Annotated in this window: 15 protein-coding genes; 3 read left to right on the plus strand and 12 right to left on the minus strand. The window is 70.1% G+C overall.

Features of this window, described 5'->3' with window-relative positions:
• The first annotated feature begins 124 nt into the window (after positions 1 to 124).
• The gene (locus tag DIE16_RS09520) at positions 125 to 1,090 is read left to right on the plus strand and encodes a D-2-hydroxyacid dehydrogenase (RefSeq protein WP_124892179.1); all 966 of its coding nucleotides are present in this window, start codon (positions 125 to 127) and stop codon (positions 1,088 to 1,090) included.
• A gap of 342 nt (positions 1,091 to 1,432) precedes the next feature.
• Here DIE16_RS09520 and DIE16_RS09525 read toward each other — a convergent pair whose 3' ends face one another.
• The 12 genes from DIE16_RS09525 to DIE16_RS09580 all read right to left on the minus strand — a co-directional run bounded on the left by DIE16_RS09525 (position 1,433) and on the right by DIE16_RS09580 (position 13,245).
• Entirely contained in the window at positions 1,433 to 1,645 is a 213-nt protein-coding gene (locus tag DIE16_RS09525; protein ID WP_044843526.1) for a hypothetical protein, read from the minus strand.
• A gap of 277 nt (positions 1,646 to 1,922) precedes the next feature.
• Positions 1,923 to 2,360, minus strand: coding sequence for a hypothetical protein (locus tag DIE16_RS09530; RefSeq protein ID WP_124485474.1), 438 nt, complete (start codon positions 2,358 to 2,360; stop codon positions 1,923 to 1,925).
• Between the two features lie 229 nt (positions 2,361 to 2,589).
• The gene (locus DIE16_RS09535) at positions 2,590 to 3,513 is read right to left on the minus strand and encodes an ABC transporter permease (protein WP_124485475.1); all 924 of its coding nucleotides are present in this window, start codon (positions 3,511 to 3,513) and stop codon (positions 2,590 to 2,592) included.
• On the minus strand, positions 3,513 to 4,385 hold the full coding sequence (locus tag DIE16_RS09540; RefSeq protein WP_124892180.1) for an ABC transporter permease: 873 nt from the start codon (positions 4,383 to 4,385) through the stop codon (positions 3,513 to 3,515). Before DIE16_RS09540 ends, DIE16_RS09535 begins: the two co-directional genes overlap by 1 nt.
• 145 nt (positions 4,386 to 4,530) lie before the next feature.
• Positions 4,531 to 5,610 carry an ABC transporter ATP-binding protein gene (locus tag DIE16_RS09545; protein WP_124521754.1) on the minus strand — a complete coding sequence of 360 codons (1,080 nt, stop codon included), beginning with the start codon at positions 5,608 to 5,610 and terminating at the stop codon, positions 4,531 to 4,533.
• Positions 5,611 to 5,659: 49 nt separating this feature from the next.
• Complete coding sequence (locus DIE16_RS09550) at positions 5,660 to 6,826, minus strand: ABC transporter substrate-binding protein (protein WP_044843531.1); 1,167 nt, start codon at positions 6,824 to 6,826, stop codon at positions 5,660 to 5,662.
• A gap of 280 nt (positions 6,827 to 7,106) precedes the next feature.
• Positions 7,107 to 7,682: an alpha/beta hydrolase gene (locus DIE16_RS09555; RefSeq protein WP_124892181.1), complete on the minus strand. Its 576-nt coding sequence runs from the start codon at positions 7,680 to 7,682 to the stop codon at positions 7,107 to 7,109.
• A gap of 22 nt (positions 7,683 to 7,704) precedes the next feature.
• Complete coding sequence (locus DIE16_RS09560; RefSeq protein WP_124892182.1) at positions 7,705 to 9,033, minus strand: MFS transporter; 1,329 nt, start codon at positions 9,031 to 9,033, stop codon at positions 7,705 to 7,707.
• Positions 9,034 to 9,197: 164 nt separating this feature from the next.
• The gene (locus DIE16_RS09565) at positions 9,198 to 10,253 is read right to left on the minus strand and encodes a 3-keto-5-aminohexanoate cleavage protein (RefSeq protein WP_044843535.1); all 1,056 of its coding nucleotides are present in this window, start codon (positions 10,251 to 10,253) and stop codon (positions 9,198 to 9,200) included.
• A gap of 120 nt (positions 10,254 to 10,373) precedes the next feature.
• Positions 10,374 to 11,222, minus strand: coding sequence for a TauD/TfdA family dioxygenase (locus tag DIE16_RS09570; protein WP_124521758.1), 849 nt, complete (start codon positions 11,220 to 11,222; stop codon positions 10,374 to 10,376).
• A gap of 10 nt (positions 11,223 to 11,232) precedes the next feature.
• The gene (locus DIE16_RS09575) at positions 11,233 to 12,213 is read right to left on the minus strand and encodes a quinone oxidoreductase (RefSeq protein WP_124666982.1); all 981 of its coding nucleotides are present in this window, start codon (positions 12,211 to 12,213) and stop codon (positions 11,233 to 11,235) included.
• Positions 12,214 to 12,246: 33 nt separating this feature from the next.
• A complete protein-coding gene (locus DIE16_RS09580; protein WP_124892183.1) occupies positions 12,247 to 13,245 on the minus strand; it encodes a universal stress protein in 999 nt (332 codons plus the stop codon).
• 255 nt (positions 13,246 to 13,500) lie between these two features.
• Between DIE16_RS09580 and DIE16_RS09585 the strand changes: the two genes are divergently transcribed.
• Together DIE16_RS09585 and DIE16_RS09590 are read left to right on the plus strand one after the other, a co-directional pair.
• Positions 13,501 to 16,194 (plus strand): LuxR C-terminal-related transcriptional regulator, encoded by a 2,694-nt coding sequence (locus tag DIE16_RS09585; RefSeq protein ID WP_124892184.1) that lies wholly within the window; start codon positions 13,501 to 13,503, stop codon positions 16,192 to 16,194.
• Between the two features lie 289 nt (positions 16,195 to 16,483).
• Positions 16,484 to 17,608: a porin gene (locus DIE16_RS09590; protein WP_124485483.1), complete on the plus strand. Its 1,125-nt coding sequence runs from the start codon at positions 16,484 to 16,486 to the stop codon at positions 17,606 to 17,608.
• Positions 17,609 to 17,827: the final 219 nt, after the last annotated feature.

Genomic DNA, 17,827 nt, shown 5'->3' on the forward strand with positions numbered 1-17,827 from the left:
GGATGGCATCGACGTTTTCCACGCGGGAAAGCGCGCTCGCGCAATGCGCAAGCCCGATCGCATGCGCCGTTGGCAGAATCGTTGCCGTTGCGCGCCCGCCGGGCGCCCGTCAGCGAGGCCCGCCATGTTTTCCAGTTCCTCTCCCGCGCAGATCGTGTTTCTCGACCGCGCGACGCTGTCGCCGCAGACCGTGCTGAAGCCGTTTCCGTTTCCGCACGCGCTGCGGACCTTCGAACGGACGGCCGCGGACGAAGTGGCCGCGCGTATCGGCGACGCGGACATCGTCGTGACCAACAAGGTCCGGCTCGACGCGACGGCGCTCGACCGTGCGCCGCACCTGAAAATGATCGCGATCGCCGCGACGGGTACCGACATCGTCGATCTCGATGCGTGCGCCGTGCGCGGCATCGTCGTCAGCAACATTCGCGGGTATGCGGTGCGCACCGTACCCGAACACACGTTCGCGCTGATCTTCGCGCTGCGGCGCAGCCTCGTCGCGTATCGCGACGCGGTGCGCGCGGGGCGCTGGCTCGACAGCGGACAGTTCTGCTTCTTCGATCATCCGATCCGCGACCTGGCCGGCGCGACGCTCGGGATCGTCGGCGACGGCGTGCTCGGCCGCGCGGTGGCCGGCATCGCCCGCGCGCTCGGCATGCGCGTGCTGTTCGCCGCGCACGGCGACGCGCGGGGCGCCGGGCATGTGCCGCTCGACACGCTGCTGCGCGACAGCGACGTGATCACGCTGCACTGCCCGCTCACGCCGGGGACCCGCGGCCCGATCGACGCGGCCGCGTTCGCGCGGATGGCGCGCCGGCCGCTGCTGATCAACACCGCACGCGGCGGGCTCGTGGATGAAGGTGCACTCGTCGACGCGCTGCAGTCGGGGCAGATTTCGGGCGCCGGCTTCGACGTGGTCACGCAGGAGCCGCTGCCGGCCGCGCACCCGTTCCACGCGATCCTGTCGCATCCGGCGTTCATCCTGACGCCGCATGTCGCGTGGGCGAGCGACGAGGCGATGCGGGCACTGGCCGATCAGCTCGTCGACAACGTTGCCGCGTTTGCGCGCGGCGAACCTCGGCAGGTGGTGTGACGCCGGTCGCTGCGGACCGAACCTGCGGACCGCGCGAATTCGGGCCGTGCAGTCAGGGCCGTGTAAATGGGGCGCGCAGATCGACCGCGCAAATGGAGCGGCCCCGCTCGATTGCTCGAAGCGGGGCCGACGGAATGGGGGCTGCTTACGCCAGCGACTCGGCACGGTACGGGTTCGTACATCCGCCCTGTCTTGCGGCCGGTTTCCGAATTCCTGATGGGCGCTACTTCAAGGAAATCAGGCCGCCAAATCTGTAGGACGAGTCCGAAACTGATGAAACGGTGCCCAGGACACCGTTCGCTGCCGCGCCGACCGGCGCGCGAGCCTCGACGCGAAGATCGATCAGTAAGCGGACATCTCGACGCAAGGATCGACCTTGGACGGCGAGCAGATGACCGAATACTTGGCGCTTTCGCGCATCAGCGCTTCGCCTTCGTGCAGCGCGATCTTGATCTCGGGGTGACGCTCGTACGCGAGGAACGCGGAGCAGAAGACTGCGGACATCACGACCAGGGAAAACACAAATTTTTCAAGGGATTGGAGACGTTCGGGCATGGTTCGACCTTTCTTCTAGGTCGTGATTATAGCTCGAATTAAGGGTTTTCCCTATATTCCGATCCGCATACCGAGGATGGGTTCGGTCGATACCCGGTCGCGTTTGCGCCCTTTTTTGCCGCTAATCCGGGCCCGAGCACGGGTCGAACAAGATGGGGCACCGCCGCGGTCGCGGCACCGTTCGCGCAGTCCGCCAGCGGTCCGTGGAGAACGGTACGGTTCCGCGCGCCGGGAGCGTCCTCTGAAGAAAGCGCGACGAAGCCCGTCGCCGGCCGCGTCACTGCGGCGCTGACGCACCGCTCGCCGCGTTGCCGGGCCACGCCTTGCCGATCCGGTCGATCAGCGATTTGGCGGCGCCGGTCGCGATGGCCGCGTCGACGCCCGAGGTCTGCCACGAACCGTCGGCGGCCTTGACGAAGGTCAGGTTCGCGCGCGACGGCGCGTAATCGTGGTTGCGCCACGTGACCACGACGTCGCACGTGTAGGTCCGTTCGCCGACCTTCCTGCAGTCGCCGTCGGGTTTCGCCGAGATCACGTCGGCCGACACGGGCAGCGGCTGGCCGAACAGCGCGTTCAGGCCGCCGTGGTTTTCCGCTTCGAGCGCGCGGCGCACCGCGGCATCGACGTCGCTCGATCCGGGGCCGTCGTGGAGCAGGTTGCAGGCGGCAAGCAGCGTGGCCGCACAGCCGAGCGTGAGCAGCGTGGGAAACTTCATGGAACTCCGCGAATCGGGTGAACGTCGGGCGGCATGCGGCGATGCGAGCGAACGTATCGCCGGGCCGGTACGCTGCGTAGTCTGCAACGTCCGTGCACGGTTCGCGGTATCCATTTGTAACCAATTGCACGGATGGCGCGCGCAAGCATCGGCAGGACCGCCTGCATCGCTGCGCCGCCGCTGTCCTTCGCGTTGAGTCGCGTTAACGCACGCCGCCACACGTGGACGCCTATTGCCGCTCCTGCTTCACGCGACTCACGAGCTGCGTCGGGCTCACGAACTGCAGCGCGATCACGACCCACACGAGCGTGATGGCCATGTAGATCATCGCCATCGCGTCGATCGACTGCGGCGCGCGCACGCCGGTCGAGAACACCGCGTAATACAGCGCGACGACGAGCGTCTGCGTGCTCGGGCCCGCGGTGAAGAAGGTCAGCTCGAACATCCCGATCGTGCGCACCAGCACGAGCAGCCCGGCTGCGAGCATGCCGGGCACCAGCAGCGGCAACAGCACGTAGCGGAAATAGCGCCACGTGTTCGCGCCGAAAATGCGCGCGGCGGCTTCGAGGTTCGGATCGATCTGCTCGATGAACGGCGTCATCACGAGGATCACGAACGGCAGCGCCGGTACCAGGTTCGCGAGGATCACGCCCGGCAGCGTGCCGGCGAGCCCGACCTTGTACATCACGGTCGCCATCGGGATCCCGTACGTGACGGGCGGCACCATCAGCGGCAGCAGGAACACCAGCAGCGCGAAGCGCTTGCCGCGGAATTGCACGCGCGCGAGCGCATAGGCGGCCGGCACGCCGAGCGCGACCGACAGCAGCACCACCGCGCCGACCACTTCGAGCGTCACCCACAGCACGCTCGCGAGCTGGAAGTCTTCCCACGCCTTGGCATACCAGTGCAGCGTGAAGCCCTGCGGCAGCGGCGTGCCGAACCAGCGCGTCGCGACCGAGTTCACCGCGACGGTCGCGATCAGCAGCATCACGTTCAGCAGGAAGAACGCCATCAGCCCCCACACGAGCGCCTTCCATGCACGGCCGGCGAGGCTGCCGCGCAGTTTGCGCGGCTTCATCGCGTTGACCGGCTGCGCGCCGGGCGGGCTGTGCTTCGGCGGCCACGCCGGCGCGGCATGATTGTCGGTCGCCATCAGCCCTTGCCTCCCGTGACCGGACCGGTATAGAAGAAGCGGCGCGCGCCGAGCATCGACGCGACCACCAGCAGCTGCACGAAGCCCATCACGATCGCGATCGCCGACGCGAGCGAATAGTCGTAGCTCTCGAACGCGGCTTCGGCGGCCGCGATCGAGATCACCCGCGTCGGCCCGGCCGGCGCGCCGAGCAGCACGGCTGACGGGAACACCGAGAACGCCTGCACGAACGACAGGCACGCGGCCATCGTGAGCCCCGGCACGAGCAGCGGCAGGTAGATCCGCCGGAACTGCTGCCACGGGTTCGCGCCGAGCGTGGCCGCGGCGCGCGCGAGCGTCGGGTCGATGCCGCTGATGTACGACAGCATCAGCAGGAACGCGAACGGAAAGCCCGACACGATCAGCGACAGCAGCACGCCCCAGTAGTTGTGCGTGAGGCGCACCTCGTCGGTGTACAGGTGCAGCCCTTGCAGCGCCTGCGGGAACCAGCCGTTCGGGCCGAAGTACGTGAGCATCCCGTCGGCGACGAGCACCGTGCCGAGCGTGACGGGAATCACGAGCAGCGTCGTGACGAGCTTCTGGTACGGCGAGTTGCGGCGCAGCGCGAACGCGACGGGCACCGCGATGCCGACGTTGATCAGCGTCGCCGGCACCGCGAGCTTCAGCGTGACGAGCACGGTCGGCCACATCGCGGTGTCGGTGAAGAACTGCACGTAGTTCGCGAGCACGCCGCCGCCGTTCGTCGGCTGGAACGACAGCACGAGGCCGTACGCGAACGGATAGATGAACAGCGCGACGATGAACGCGAGCGCGGGCGTGACGAGCCACGCCTTCGCGTCGCGCGGCGCGCCGCCGGTCGCGAGCGTGCTCATGCGGCACCGCCCTTGCAAGTGCTGTTTCGACAGTGCCCGACAGAAGCATTCCGTTGCGCAAGAATGTGCGTCCGGCGGGGATGAGGGATGGTTTTCATGCTGGCCTCCCGGGGGCGCGCTGCCGCGCACGCGGCGCCGCGGCCGTTCATCGCGCGTCTCCCGCATAGACGAGCGTGCGCGCCGGGCTCACGCGCAGCCGCAGCCGTTCGCCCTGCGCGAATTCGCCGGCGACGCGCGCCCAGATCGGGCCGAACGGCGTGATCGCACGAATGAGCGAGTCGCGGCCGCCGTATTCGACCGTTTCGACGGTCGCGTCGAATGCGTTGTCGGCCCCTGCTTGCGCGCGCTCGATGTCGTCCGGGCGCAGCGCGACCACGACGTCCTTGCCGTCGAAGCCCGCCATCGGCACGCCGGTGATGCGCACACCCGCGGCGGCGACGTTCACGTAATCGCCGGCCATGCCTTCGAGCGTGAACGGCAGCACGTTGCGATAGCCCATGAAGCGCGCGACGTGCAGGTTGTGCGGGCGCGTGTACACGTCCTTCGGCGACGCGACCTGCTGCACGACGCCCTCCTTCATCACGACGATCCGGTCGGCCATCGACAGCGCCTCGTCCTGGTCGTGCGTCACGTAGATCGTCGCGCGTTCGAGTTGCGTGTGGATGCGGCGGATCTCGGCGCGCATCTCGATGCGCAGCTTCGTGTCGAGGTTCGACAGCGGCTCGTCCATCAGCACCAGCGGCGGCTCGATGACGATCGCGCGCGCGATCGCGACGCGCTGCTGCTGCCCGCCCGACAACTGCCCGGGCAGCTTGCCCTCGTGGCCGACGAGCTGCACGAGTTCGAGCGCCTGCTGCGCGCGCCGCCGCGTTTCCTGCTTCGGCACGCCGCGCATCTTCAGCCCGAAGCCGACGTTTTCGAGCACCGACATGTGCGGAAACAGCGCGTAGTTCTGGAACACCATGCCAAAGCCGCGGCGCTCGGGCGGCAGCACGTCGATGCGCGTGTCGTCGAGCCAGATGCCGCCGCTCGTGAGCGGCTGCAGCCCGGCGATGCAGTTCAGCGCGGTCGACTTGCCGCAGCCCGACGGGCCGAGCAGCGCGACGAACTCGCCGCGCCGGATGTCGAGATCGAGCCCGTTCAGTGCGGCGACCTGCGCGCCCTCCGCATTGGTGAAGCTGCGGCACACGCCGTCGAGCCGCAACCGTTCGAAACTGTGCTTCATTACGCGAACTCCGTCGGCGCGGGCGCCGCGGCGCCCGCGGGTTCATCCGTCATTTCGACTTCTGCGACCCGATCTCGCGGTCCCACTTCTGGAACGCGGCCACCATCGCCTGCGCGTTGAGCGGCTGCACGTGCGGACGTTCCGCGAGCAGCTTCGCGTACTCGGGGCGGCCGAACTTCCTGATCACTTCCTGGCTGTGCGCGGGCGCCATCTCGAGCGTCACGCCCTTCACCGCCGGGCCCGGATAGAAGTAGCCGTCGTCGTAGGTCATCGCTTGCTGCGCCGGTTCGAGCAGGAAGTTCATCAGCTTGAACAGCACGTCGAGCTTGTCCTTCGCCACGCCCTTCGGAATCACCATGTAGTGCGCGTCGTTGACCCACGTCATGTTGTCGAACGCCTGGATCCGGAAGTCGGCCGGCACGATGCCGAGCGCGCGCGGGTTGAGGTCCCAGCCGGTGACGGTCACGGTCATGTCACGCGTGCCTTCGCCGAGCTCCTTCATCACGGCCGACGTGCCGCCCGGGTAGTACGGCACGCAGTCGTTGAGCTGCTTCAGGAACGCCCAGGTCTTGTCCCAGCCGTTGATCGGATCCTGCGGGTTCTTGTCGCCCAGCACGTACGGCAGCCCCATCAGGAACGTGCGGCCGGGGCCCGAGTTCGCCGGGCGCGCGTAGATCAGCTTGTTCGGATGCGCCTTGCACCACGCGAGCAGCTGTTCGGGCGTCTTCGGCGGGTCGGCGACCTTCGCCGGGTTGTATTCGAGCAGCGGGCCGGCCGGCATGTAGGTCACTTCGAGGCCGAAGCCCTGCGCGACATCCTGCATCTTGCGCGGGCCGGGCGCGTACCGGTCGAGCACGCCGGGGAACGCGCCCGCGTTGTCGGGCAGCAGCTTCAGCCACAGGTTCTGCTCGATGCCGGCGGCCAGCGCGTCGGTGCCGGTCAGCACGAGATCGATGTCGGCGCGCCCCGCCGCCTGCATCGCCTTGATCTTGCCCGGCAGCTGCGGCGCGGGCGCGTTCGTGAACGTGACGTTCGCGACGAGATTCGGGTTCTTCTCCTTGAACGCCTCGATGGCCTTCTGCGTGAGCTGCAGGTTGCCCGCGACGTCGACGACGTTCAGCGATACGGGTGCGGCAACGGCTGCCGCGGCCGACAGCGTGAAACCCAGCGCGAGTGCGATCCGGCGGACACGGCGAGCGATCGGGGTGGCGTTCATGTCTCCTCACTTCGGTCGGTGGATGGGACCTTTCTTTTCAGGAAATCATGACGGCGTTATACGATGTCGGTCAACAAAAAACCGACTGGCGCGGGGCGGGAATTTCCCTAACAGAAACCTTCCGTTTCCCGAGGATTTGTAGATTGAACGATTTCGCGGCGCGACACGGCGACGGGCACGCGGCGTGTTAGGACGTCGTATGTCGCTGGGCGCTCAAATGGAATCGGTTCACGTTGACGCGCCGGCAGGGAATTCATGCGCGGCGCGTTGCCGATGGCGCTCAGGCCGCGCCGAGCGCGATCACCTTCCCGATCAGCCGCTCCGCATCCCGCCACTCGCCGTACCCGGACGCCGGATTCAGATGCCCGACTTCGCCGAGATCGACGAGCCTGCTGCCCCACCCGGCCGCCAGCACTTCGACGCGTTCGAAGCGCGCGAGCGGATCGTTGCGGCTCGCGGCCACGACGCTCGGAAACGGCAGCCGCCCGGTCGGTACCGGGGTCCAGCCGTTCGCGGCGATCGCGTCGGGCGCCGGGTAACCGGCGGGCATCGGCGTATCGAGATCGGCCGGTGCCGCGAGCAGCGCGCCGTGGATCTTGCGCGTGGCCTGCCGTGCCCAGTGCACCGTGATCATCACGCCCGCGCTGTGCGCGACCAGAATCACGGGGCCGTCGATCGCGGCGAGCGCCGCATCGAGTGCCGCGACGCGCGCGGCCCGGCTCAGCTTGTCGGCTTCGAGCGGCGCGACGGACCGTGCGTTCGGCAGGCGTCGTTGCAGATGCGTCTGCCAATGGTCTTCGACGTGATCGCGCAAGCCGGGCACGATCAGGATGGTGGGCGCGGTCGCCAGGGTCATGCAGCCTCCGGGAGGGTTCGGTTCAGGAAAGGTGGGACGCGCGCCGTTCGCGTTCGACGCGCGCGAGATCGGCCGCGTAGCTCGCGCGTCCGATCGCGAACAGCACGGCGGCCGCGAGCGGCACGACGGGAATCCATTGCAGTGCGCCGACGAGGCCGGCGCGATCGGCGACCCACCCCGTCAGCAGCGGGCCCGGCGCCATGCCGAGCAGGTTGTTGGCGAGCGTGAGCGTCGCGAACGCCGATGCATGGATCGCGGCGGGCGTCAGGTTCGCGACCATCGCGCCCGATGCGCCGGACGCGCCCGCACCGACCAGCATGCCCGCGCAAATCAGCGCGAGTTGCAGCGGCCCGGGCGGCAGCCGGAACGCGGCCGCGAGGCACACGCCCGTCAGCACGCAATACGCGATCGCGGTCAACCACTTGCGCTTGCCGTCGGTTTTGCCGACACGGTCGGTGACGATCCCGCAGCCGACCATCCCGACGCCCGACAGCAGCACAAAGCCGGCCGCAAGCACCGCGGCGCGGTCCGGCGCCATCGCGTAATAACGGTTCAGGTAGCTCGGCAGCCACGCGAACAGCGCGCCGGGCACGAACAGGTGCAGTCCGCTGCCGACATACGCGCAGATCACCGAACGCGATGCGAACAGCCCCGACATCAGCGCGCGCGCGCTGCCGCGCAGGTCGCGCGGCGCATCGGCATGGGGCCGGCACGGTTCGACGCGGCAGGCCGCGAGCCGCCGTTCGGTGACCACGCCGCGGTACGCGACGAGCAGCACGATGCCGAGCGCGGCCATCACGCCGAACGACCAGCGCCAGCCGAGATGCGCGCCGACGAGGCCGCCGAGCGCCATCCCGAACACGGAGCCGAACGCGCCGCCGGCCATGAACGCGCCGGTCAGCGTCGCGCGCAGCCGGGCCGGAAAGATGCTGAGGATCAGTGCGACGCCGACGCTGCCGTACGCGGCTTCGCCGAGCCCGACGAGGCCGCGCGACACGAGCATTTGGGCGTAGTTGGTCGACAGCGCGCAGCCGAGCGTCGCGACGCTCCACAGCGCGGCCATCAGCACGATGCTGCGCACGCGGCCGAAGCGGTCGGCGAGCACCGACAGCGGGAACGTCAGCAGGCCGACCAGCAGCGCGACGACGCCGGAGAGCGAGCCGAGCTGCGTGTCCGACAGTCCCCACGCGTGCTTGAGGAGCGGAAACACGGCATTGAGCACCTGCCGCGACATGTAGTCCGACAGCAGCAGGCCGACGGTCAGCCCGAACACGAGCCAGGCATAGGCCGGCGCGCGCCGCCCGGTGGCCGCCACGTCCTGCAGCGACGGCTCGACGTGATGAATCAGCATGCGTGTCTCCTCCGGCACCGGTGCGGTAACGCGCCGGCGCGGCTTGCGCGGCCCCGCTCCGTTCGTCGGAGCTTGCCTCGCGCACTGCGCGAGGGTGGGTGCGGCGCCACATCGATCGGCGGGCGGCGCTCGCGGGCCGCCCGGTTGCATGGTCGCCCGCTGCGTCAGGCCGCGCGCAGCGGCACGCTCAGCTGGCCCGGCCGGCGGTTCGGCGCCATCCCGAGCTGCGCGAGCGTCTCGTCGACGCCGTCGTACTGCACGCCGATCCGGTAGATCGCCTTCGCCTCCTTGCCGGTGGCGATCTCGCGCCCGAGTTCGCGCGCGATCCGCGCGCACTGCTCGACCTGCTGCACCGACGTCATCCGGTTGCCCTTCTGGTCGATGATCGTGTCCTCGATCCCGCAGCGCGGATGCAGGCCCAGCGCCATCGCGACCGTGTTGATCGGCAGCACGTTCTTCATCAGCGATTCGAGCGTGATGCACGCGCCGTCCGGGCAGCGCCGCACGAATTCCATGAAGTTGTACGGGTTCGGGCCGTCGAAGCCGCCGCCGATGCCGACCCACGTGACGTTCAGCGGCCCGCGATAGACGCCGCGGCGGATGATCCGCTCGAGCGTCTCGAGCGCGTGCATGCCGGTGAGCTGGAAATGCGGCTGGATGCCGGCCGCCTGCAGCCGGCGCAGGTGCTCGTCGACCCAGCCGGGGCCGGCCGGCACGGTCATCTCGCGGTACGCGTCCCACAGCGCGGCCTCGTTCAGCGACGTGCCGGCGATGTCCTTGCGGTTCATCAGCTCGGTGATGTTCATCTGCACGGTGTTGATCGCGACCGTCACCTGGTCGGGCTTCGGCGTCAGCTCGGCGAGCATGTGGCGCGTGTCGTCGGACAGCCATTTCGCCTCGGCGCCGTCGCCTTCCGGCGCGAACGAGATCGAGCCGCCGACCTGCAGGATCATGTCGGGCACCGCCTCGCGCAGCCGGCCGAGCAGCTCGTTGAATTTCGACAGCCGCTTGCTGCCCTTGCCGTCGAGCTCGCGCACGTGCAGGTGCAGCACCGTCGCGCCCGCGTTGTAGCAGTCGACGGCCTTCTGCACGTGCTCGTCCATCGTCACCGGAATGTCTTCCGGAAAGTCGGCGGGCATCCATTCGGGGCCGTACGGCGCGACCGTGATGACTACCTTGTCCTGGTTTTCCGGGTGCAGCGAATCGTCGAGAAATTGCATGTCGTCCTCCAGTGGGAATCGTTTTAGTGCAGGCGTACGGGCGTGCGTATCCCGCCGCGCCGGGCGGCTGGCCTGGCGCGTCGTGTACAGGGTTGCGAGTCGGTTAAGGTGCGGGCGCGCTCAGAACGGCACGTCGCCGACGATGCCCGCGCGCTCCATCCTGCGCACGCACGGCGGGTAGTCCATCACCGCGTAATGCTGGGTGCTGCGGTTGTCCCAGATCGCGACGCTGTTCTTCTTCCAGCGCCAGCGCACCTGGTATTCGGGGATGTAAGCCTGGCTGATCAGGTATTGCAGCAGCTGGCCTGCGCCCGGATTCGCGTCCTGCCCGAAGCGCACGCGCCCGGGCGTATGGAAGTTCGTGAAGTGCGTCGTGAACGCGTTCACGTACAGCACCTTCTCGCCGGTTTCGGGATGCGTGCGCACGACCGGATGCTCTGCGTCCGGATACTGCGCCTTCAGCGCGAGGCGCTTGTCGACCGGCATCGCCGCGCCGAAGCTCGCCTCGATGCTGTGGCGTGCGCGCAAGTCTTCGATCTGCTGCTTCACGTGTTCCGGCAGGTTCTCGTATGCGAGCACCATGTTCGCCCACATCGTGTCGCCGCCAACCGGCGGACCCTCGATGCAGCGCAGCACACAGCCGAGCGGCGGCGCCACGCGCCAGCTCGCATCGCTGTGCCACGCATTCTCGTAGCGGTCGTTCGGCTGGTCGGGCGACTTGTAGATCCGCACGAGCCCCGGGTGCTCGGGATCGCTGCCGGCGACCGGATGATCCTCGAGCTCGCCGAAGCGGCGTGCGAACGCGACGTGCTCGGCGCGCGTGATGTCCTGGTCGCGCAGGAACAGCACGCGATGGCGCAGCAGTTGCGTGCGGATCTCGGCGAACAGGCCGTCGTCGTGCACGGCGTCGGCGAGGCTCACGTCCAGCAGCTCCGCGCCGATCGCACAGGTCAGGGGTTCGACTCGCATGCGCGTCTCCTCAGACGATGAATACCGACGAGCCGGTCGTCTTGCGCGATTCGAGATCGCGGTGCGCCTGCGCCGCGTCCTGCAGCGCGTAACGCTGGTTGATCTCGATCCGGATGCGGCCGGCCGCGACGTGCGCGAACAGCTCGCCGGCCAGGTCGTTCTTCTCGGCCGGATCGGCGATGTAGTCGGCCAGCGCCGGGCGCGTCAGGTACAGCGAGCCCTTCATCGCGAGGCGCTGCGGGTCGAACGGCGGGATCGGGCCCGACGCGGTGCCGACGCAGACCATCAGCCCGCGCCGCTTCAGCGAATCGAGCGAGCCCTCGAAGGTGTCCTTGCCGACGCTGTCGAACACGACGTCGACGCCCGCGCCGCCGGTCAGTTCGCGCACGCGCTTCGCGACGTCCTCGCGGCTGTAGTCGATCGTATGGTCGCAGCCATGCGCGCGGGCGATCGCGGCCTTGTGCTCGCTCGACACGGTGCCGATCACCGTCAGCCCGAGCAGCTTCGCCCATTGCGACACGATCAACCCGACGCCGCCCGCGGCCGCGTGCAGCAGGATCGTGTCGCCCGGCGCGAACGCGTGGATGCGGCGCAACAGGTACGCCGACGTCAGGCCGCGCATCGTCATCGCCGCGGCCGTTTCGCAGGCGATCCCGGCCGGCAGCTTCACGAGCGGCGCGGCGGCGATCAGCCGTTCGGTGCTGTACGCGCCGAGCGTGTTCAGGAAGCCGGTGTAGGTCACCCGGTCGCCGGCGGCGACGTTCGTCACGCCGGGGCCGACGGCCTCGACCACGCCGGCGGCCTCGACGCCGATGCCGGACGGCAGCGGCACCGGATACAGGCCGCTGCGGAAATACGTGTCGGCGAAGTTCAGGCCGACGGCCTCGTGCCGCAGGCGGACCTGCCCCGCGCCCGGGTCGCCGACTTCGACCGCTTCCCAGCGCAGCACGTCGGGGCCGCCGGTTTCGTGGAATCGCACTGCATGTGCCATCTGGTTCTCCGTAGGATTTCAGTCGGATGCGCGTCACGCATCGTCGGGTTCGTCCGCGCCCGGCGTCGTCGCGGCTGAGCCGCTCGCCGGAGGCGCGTCCAGTTCGGTCCAGTCGCCGTCGCTCAAATAGCGCCGCGCGGCCGGGAAAATCACGCCTTCCATGCGCCCCATCTGCTCGAACGCGCCGCGCGCATAGACGGCGAGCGCTGCATCGAACGCGGCCGACGGCAAGCCGTCGGCGGCGAGCCGCGCCAGCGCGCCGAGCGCGTGCGCATCGCGGCGCCGCTGGCGGTCGAGCTCGTCGAGTTCGGCCGCGGTGCTCTCCGCCCGTCTGCGCAATGCCGCGCACAGGCGTGCTTCGGCGGACGGCCCGGAACGCGCGTCCTGCAGCGCCGCGAGCGACGCCAACGCGGCGTGCACCGCGAGCGCGCGGTCTGCATCGGCGGCCGGCCGCGTTGCCGAGTCCGGGTCTTCGCTCGCGAGCGTCGGCGCCTGCAACTGCGTCAGCGCCTGCAACTGCGCGCCGAGCGCGCGATGCGCGGCGAGACAGCGGGCCATCACGCGCGCCTCTGCCGGCGCACGCCGCGCCGGGCACACGAGCACCGGCACGCCGCTCGTCGCCAGCAGCAACCGCCGTTGCGCGGCCGCGCCGGCATCGGCATCGTGCGGCAGCGCCGCGACGCCGATCAGGTCGCAGCCGAGTTCGCCGGCGAGCGTGGCGGGCGACGTGCCGCCGGCCGCCGGCTGACCGGCCCCCGGATCGCCGGCCGCCGGATGGCCGGCCCCCGGATCGCCGGCCGCCGCGATCGCATGGGACAGGCCCTGGGCCCGTGCGGCGGCTTCCACTTTCGCACCGTGTTCCGGCATCCGCGCTCCGGACAAACGCGAGTCGGAGCCAGGCGATTGCGGCGCCGCGCCGGACAGCACGAACGTGACCCGCGCGCCGACCGCACGCGCCAGTTCGAGCGCATGGCCGATCGCGTCGATGCCGCCGGGCACGCCGTCGACCGTCACGAGCAGATGGCGATACATCGTGCCGCTCCGTTTATCCGGCGCTCGGCGCGCTGCGGCGCGCGCCAGTCGATACGATGTTCATGGCCCCCTCCCCGTTGCATTGGTCAATCGCGTTCGTCACGCCTCGGAACCCATGCTATCGGCCGGGCGGCGGCGCGGCCCCACTCGCCGCGGGGGGGATTGACGCGCGAACGCGGTTCGGCCGATCCTTCCCCCCACGCCCACCCCGGACGCCGGCCTGCACGGCAGCGCCGGATTCCGACTGCTGCCCCGATGGCTCACCCACCCGAACGCGCCGACGCGCCCCCGACCGAACTCGTGCTGAAGACGACCGCGCCGCGCGTGCCGGCGCAGTTGCTCGCGCGCGCGCGGCTGAGCCTCGCCGCGGCGGCGTTCGACGCCCGGCCCGTCACGCTCGTGCAGGCGCCGGCCGGCTACGGCAAGACCTCGCTGCTCGCGCAATGGCGACGCGAATCGCTCGCGCTCGGCCGCGCGGTCGTGTGGCTGTCCGCCGACGAGCGCGACGACGCGCCGCGCCTGCTGCAGGGGCTCGTGCAGGCGGTGCGCACCGGTTGCGCGCGACCCGCGTTCGGGCGCCTGATTCCGGACGGCGCGGCCCGGGCGCTGGAGGGGCTGACCGCGTGGCTGGCCGAGGTCGCGCAACTGTCGATCGACGCGCTGCTGATCGTCGACGATGCGGAGCGGCTGCCCGCCGCCGGCCTCGACGCGCTGACCTACGTGCTGCACAACGCGCCGCAGAACCTGCGGGTGGTCGTCGCGGCCCGGCGCGGGCTCGATCACGCGGCCGGCGACCTGCTCGCCGGCGGGCAATGCACGCTCGCGGGCCCCGACTGGCTGCGCTTCACGCTCGACGAAACGATCGCGCTGGTCGGCGCGCGCTTTGCGCAGCGGGTCGACGCCGACGCGTGCGCGCGGCTGTTCGAGCGCGTCGACGGCTGGCCTCTCGGGCTGCAGCTCGCGATGGCCGCGATGGCGCGCTCGGCCGATCCGCGCCAGGCCGTCGATGCGCTCGCCGCACGCATGGACGGCACGCGCGACCGGCTCGTCGAACTGCTGCTCGCGAATTTGTCGGCTGACGACACCGCGTTCCTGACCCGCACGAGCGTTGCCGACCGCCTGCATCCGTCGCTGTGCGCCGCGCTGCTCGACGACGCGGCCGCCCCCGACCGGCTCGCACGGCTCGCGCGCGACACGCCGCTGTTCATCGCGTCCGACGCTTCCGACTGGTGCCGGCTGCATCCGCTCGTGCGCGATACGCTGCGCGACCGTCTGACGACGAGCGCCGAAGCAGACCGCAGCGCGCTGCACGCACGCGCGGCCGCGTGGCTCGACGCGCACGGGATGACGGAGGAAGCGGCGCGCCACGCGTATGCGGCCGGCCAGTTCGAGACGGCATACGCGCTCGCGCAGCGCTGCCTCGAGGACGCGATCAAGCAGGGCCGCATCAACGACGTGCTCGACTGGCTCGCGCTGCTGCCCGATGCGGAACTCGACAAGCGCCCGACGCTGCGGATCGCGGTCGCGTGGGCGCTGGCGCTCGGCGAGCGCCATGTCGAGGCGCGGCGCCAGATCGCCGGCATCCTCGCCGACCCCGGCACGCCGGCCGCGATGCGCTACGAATGCGCGCTGATCCTCAGTGCGGCGGCCTACTACGCGGACGAAATCGACCATTTCGTCGAGCTGTTCGAACCGTGGGCCGACTTCACGCCGCCCAAGGCGACCTGGCTCGCGCAGATGCATGCGAACCGCCTGTCGGCGCGCGCGATCATCGTCGGCGAACCGGCGCAGGCGCGCCGCTTCCAGCAGGCCGCGCCGCGCGGCGCGACCGCGGCCGGGTTCGGCTACGTCGCGCGCTGGGGCGAGCTGATCACCGGCCTGAGCTACCTGCGCGAAGGCCAGATCCGGCTCGCGGACGACGCGTTGTCGCCGGCGCTCGCCCGCGCGGAAGCCGATCTCGGGCGCCGCCATCCGCTGACCTGCATGCTTGCGGCGATGTGCGCGGCGATCGCGTACGAGGCCGATCGCGTCGACCAGGCCGCCGCGCTGCTCGCGAACCGGCTCGACGTGCTCGAGCACGCGGGCACGCCCGACACCGTGCTGCTCGGCTACCGGACGGCCGCGCGCATCGCGCTGCTGCGCGGCGTCGAGCATCGCGCGATCGACCTGCTCGAGGCGCTCGACGCGATGGGCGTCGCGCGCCGGCTGCCGCGCCTGTCGGTCGCGAGCCTCGCCGAGCAGGTGCGCATTCACGCGGCGCGCTATCGCGAGGCGACCTGCCATGCGCTGGTCGAGCGGATCGATGCGATCGCCGCGGCCGAGTTTCCGTCGCACGGGCCGCTGTGGCGGCGCCCCGTCGTGCTGCTGCAGGCGATGGCGCACGCGGGCGCCGCGCTTGCCGCGCGCCGCTGGGACGATGCGTGCGCGGCGCTCGACGAAGCCGCCGTGCTGGCCCGCGAAATGAGCATGGGACGCGAGCGCATCGAGATCATGGCGCTCAGCGCGTTCGCGCTCGAACAGTCCGGGCACGGCGGCCGCGCGCTGCTCGACGAGGCGATGAACCTCGCGGACATGTTCGGCCTCACGCGCACGCTCGCCGACGCGCATCCGGCCGTCGCCGACTGGGCGCGCCGCATCGGCGACGAGACGGCCGCGGGCGACGGACCCGCCCGGCCCGCACAGCCGCAGCCGCGCATCGTGCCGCCCGCGCCGCGCAGCACGGCCAGCCCGCGCGCGGTGCCGAGCGTCGTGCTGACGCCGAAGGAGCGCGCGATCCTCGAACTGCTCGCGCGCAACCTGTCGAACAAGGAGATCGCGGTGGCGCTCGCCGTCGGCGAGGAAACCGTGAAGTGGCACCTGAAGAACCTGTTCGGCAAGCTCGACGCCAGCTCGCGCAAGCACGCGGTGCGCCGCGCGCTGGTGCTCGGGTTGCTCGAAAGCGCGCCTTGACGCGCGCGTTGCCCGCCTGCGCACGTCCGAAGCGACTTAACTGGCCTTGATCCGCCTCGGTCGGCCTTGCCCGGCCGTTGATGACAACCGCGTTGCCCGGGCTCCCCTCCGATTCTCCGCAACCCTGCCCCCCGCGCATGGGGGGGAGCGGCCGCGCGCCGTTGCGTAGTCTTTCCGCACGGCTCGCACCGGCGTCGCACCCGGCGCCCTCCCGCCTGCCTCGATGCTTCCCCTGCTGCACCCGCCCGGGCTCGATCCCGTGCGGTCCATTACGATCCTGGAGACTTCGATGAAGACGAAACTGGCCGCGCTCGCGGCGCTTGCCGGCAGTGCGGCGCTCGCGCACGCGCAATCCTCCGTCACGCTGTACGGGGTGGTCGACACGGGCCTGCTGTACCAGAGCACGTCGGCCGCGTCGTTCGGCCCGAGCGCGCCGAACACCGGCAAGGTGTTCCGCATGAAGGACGGCGGCATCTATTCGAGCTTCTGGGGCATCAAGGGCAGCGAGGACATCGGCGGCGGCTACAAGGTCAACTTCAAGCTGCAGGGCTCGTTCGACAGCGGCACCGGCAGGATGCAGCTGAGCGACACGCCGGGCGCCGTCGCGATCTTCAACCAGGTTGCGTCGCTCGGCGTGTCCGGGCCGTTCGGCACCTTCACGGCCGGCCGCCAGATCGTGCCGATGATCTACGCGATGGCCGACACCGACGTGCGCAACGCGCAGTTCTTCGGCAGCGTGCTGACCGCGTGGCTCGGCCTGAACACCGCGGCCGGCTGGCCGGGCACGAGCACCAACGGCGCGATCGGCGCGCTGTACGACAGCAATGCGCTCGTCTATCAGTCGCCGACCTTCGCGGGCGCGTCGATCGCGCTCGAATACGCGCCCGGCGGCGTCGCCGGGCAGTTCCAGGGCGGCACGCGCGAATCGGTCGTGCTGCGGTATTCGAACTACGGGCTCAACGCGTCGGCCGTCTACTACAACGGCCACGACACGAATCCGGCGCCGGGTGTCGCGCCGACCGGCGTCGACAACAACCGCTTCATCTACGTCGGCGCGAAATACACGATCCGCGATTTCTCGGTGTCGGCGTCGTACGGCAACGGCAGGAATCCGTCGCATGCGGACAAGGTGAACCTCGACATGCTGTCGGCCGGCGTCGGCTATCGCTTCACGCCCGCGTTGCAGGTGACGTCGGCGGTGTATTACCTGAAGGACCGCAACCGTTCGGAAAACCGCTCGACGGCCGTCGTGCTCACGGCCGACTACAGCCTGTCGAAGCGGTCGATGGTCTATGCGCAGGTCGGCCACGTGAACAACCGCGGCACGATGAACCAGATGCTCGTGTACGGGCAGCCGGTCGCGCCCGGGGTCGGCACGACCGCGGCGATGGTCGGGCTGCGGCACAACTTCTGACGATGCGGTGCGGTGTGGCACGGGTGCCGCAGCGCGCAGGGCCTGGCGCGATGTCCACAGGCACCCGTTCGCGACACGTCGATGCGTCGTCTGTTGAGGCGACTGACCGAAACAGGCAGGCGCGCTGCGCGCGGCGGCGCACGGACACGACGCGCGGCCGCCGTCTGCAGCGATCGCGGGGATCGGCTACAGTGGGCGTCTTCGGCGCGCCCCGCCCGC

The sequence above is a fragment of the Burkholderia sp. Bp9090 genome, from assembly GCF_003857985.1.
GTDB lineage: Bacteria > Pseudomonadota > Gammaproteobacteria > Burkholderiales > Burkholderiaceae > Burkholderia.

Bases quoted from the DNA above. Each gene is read 5' to 3' on its own strand.
- DIE16_RS09520 (WP_124892179.1), top strand. From the start codon at position 125: ATGTTTTCCAGTTCCTCTCCCGCGCAGATCGTGTTTCTCGACCGCGCG.
- DIE16_RS09525 (WP_044843526.1), bottom strand. From the start codon at position 1,645: ATGCCCGAACGTCTCCAATCCCTTGAAAAATTTGTGTTTTCCCTGGTC.
- DIE16_RS09530 (WP_124485474.1), bottom strand. From the start codon at position 2,360: ATGAAGTTTCCCACGCTGCTCACGCTCGGCTGTGCGGCCACGCTGCTT.
- DIE16_RS09535 (WP_124485475.1), bottom strand. From the start codon at position 3,513: ATGGCGACCGACAATCATGCCGCGCCGGCGTGGCCGCCGAAGCACAGC.
- DIE16_RS09540 (WP_124892180.1), bottom strand. From the start codon at position 4,385: ATGAGCACGCTCGCGACCGGCGGCGCGCCGCGCGACGCGAAGGCGTGG.
- DIE16_RS09545 (WP_124521754.1), bottom strand. From the start codon at position 5,610: ATGAAGCACAGTTTCGAACGGTTGCGGCTCGACGGCGTGTGCCGCAGC.
- DIE16_RS09550 (WP_044843531.1), bottom strand. From the start codon at position 6,826: ATGAACGCCACCCCGATCGCTCGCCGTGTCCGCCGGATCGCACTCGCG.
- DIE16_RS09555 (WP_124892181.1), bottom strand. From the start codon at position 7,682: ATGACCCTGGCGACCGCGCCCACCATCCTGATCGTGCCCGGCTTGCGC.
- DIE16_RS09560 (WP_124892182.1), bottom strand. From the start codon at position 9,033: ATGCTGATTCATCACGTCGAGCCGTCGCTGCAGGACGTGGCGGCCACC.
- DIE16_RS09565 (WP_044843535.1), bottom strand. From the start codon at position 10,253: ATGCAATTTCTCGACGATTCGCTGCACCCGGAAAACCAGGACAAGGTA.
- DIE16_RS09570 (WP_124521758.1), bottom strand. From the start codon at position 11,222: ATGCGAGTCGAACCCCTGACCTGTGCGATCGGCGCGGAGCTGCTGGAC.
- DIE16_RS09575 (WP_124666982.1), bottom strand. From the start codon at position 12,213: ATGGCACATGCAGTGCGATTCCACGAAACCGGCGGCCCCGACGTGCTG.
- DIE16_RS09580 (WP_124892183.1), bottom strand. From the start codon at position 13,245: ATGTATCGCCATCTGCTCGTGACGGTCGACGGCGTGCCCGGCGGCATC.
- DIE16_RS09585 (WP_124892184.1), top strand. From the start codon at position 13,501: ATGGCTCACCCACCCGAACGCGCCGACGCGCCCCCGACCGAACTCGTG.
- DIE16_RS09590 (WP_124485483.1), top strand. From the start codon at position 16,484: ATGAAGACGAAACTGGCCGCGCTCGCGGCGCTTGCCGGCAGTGCGGCG.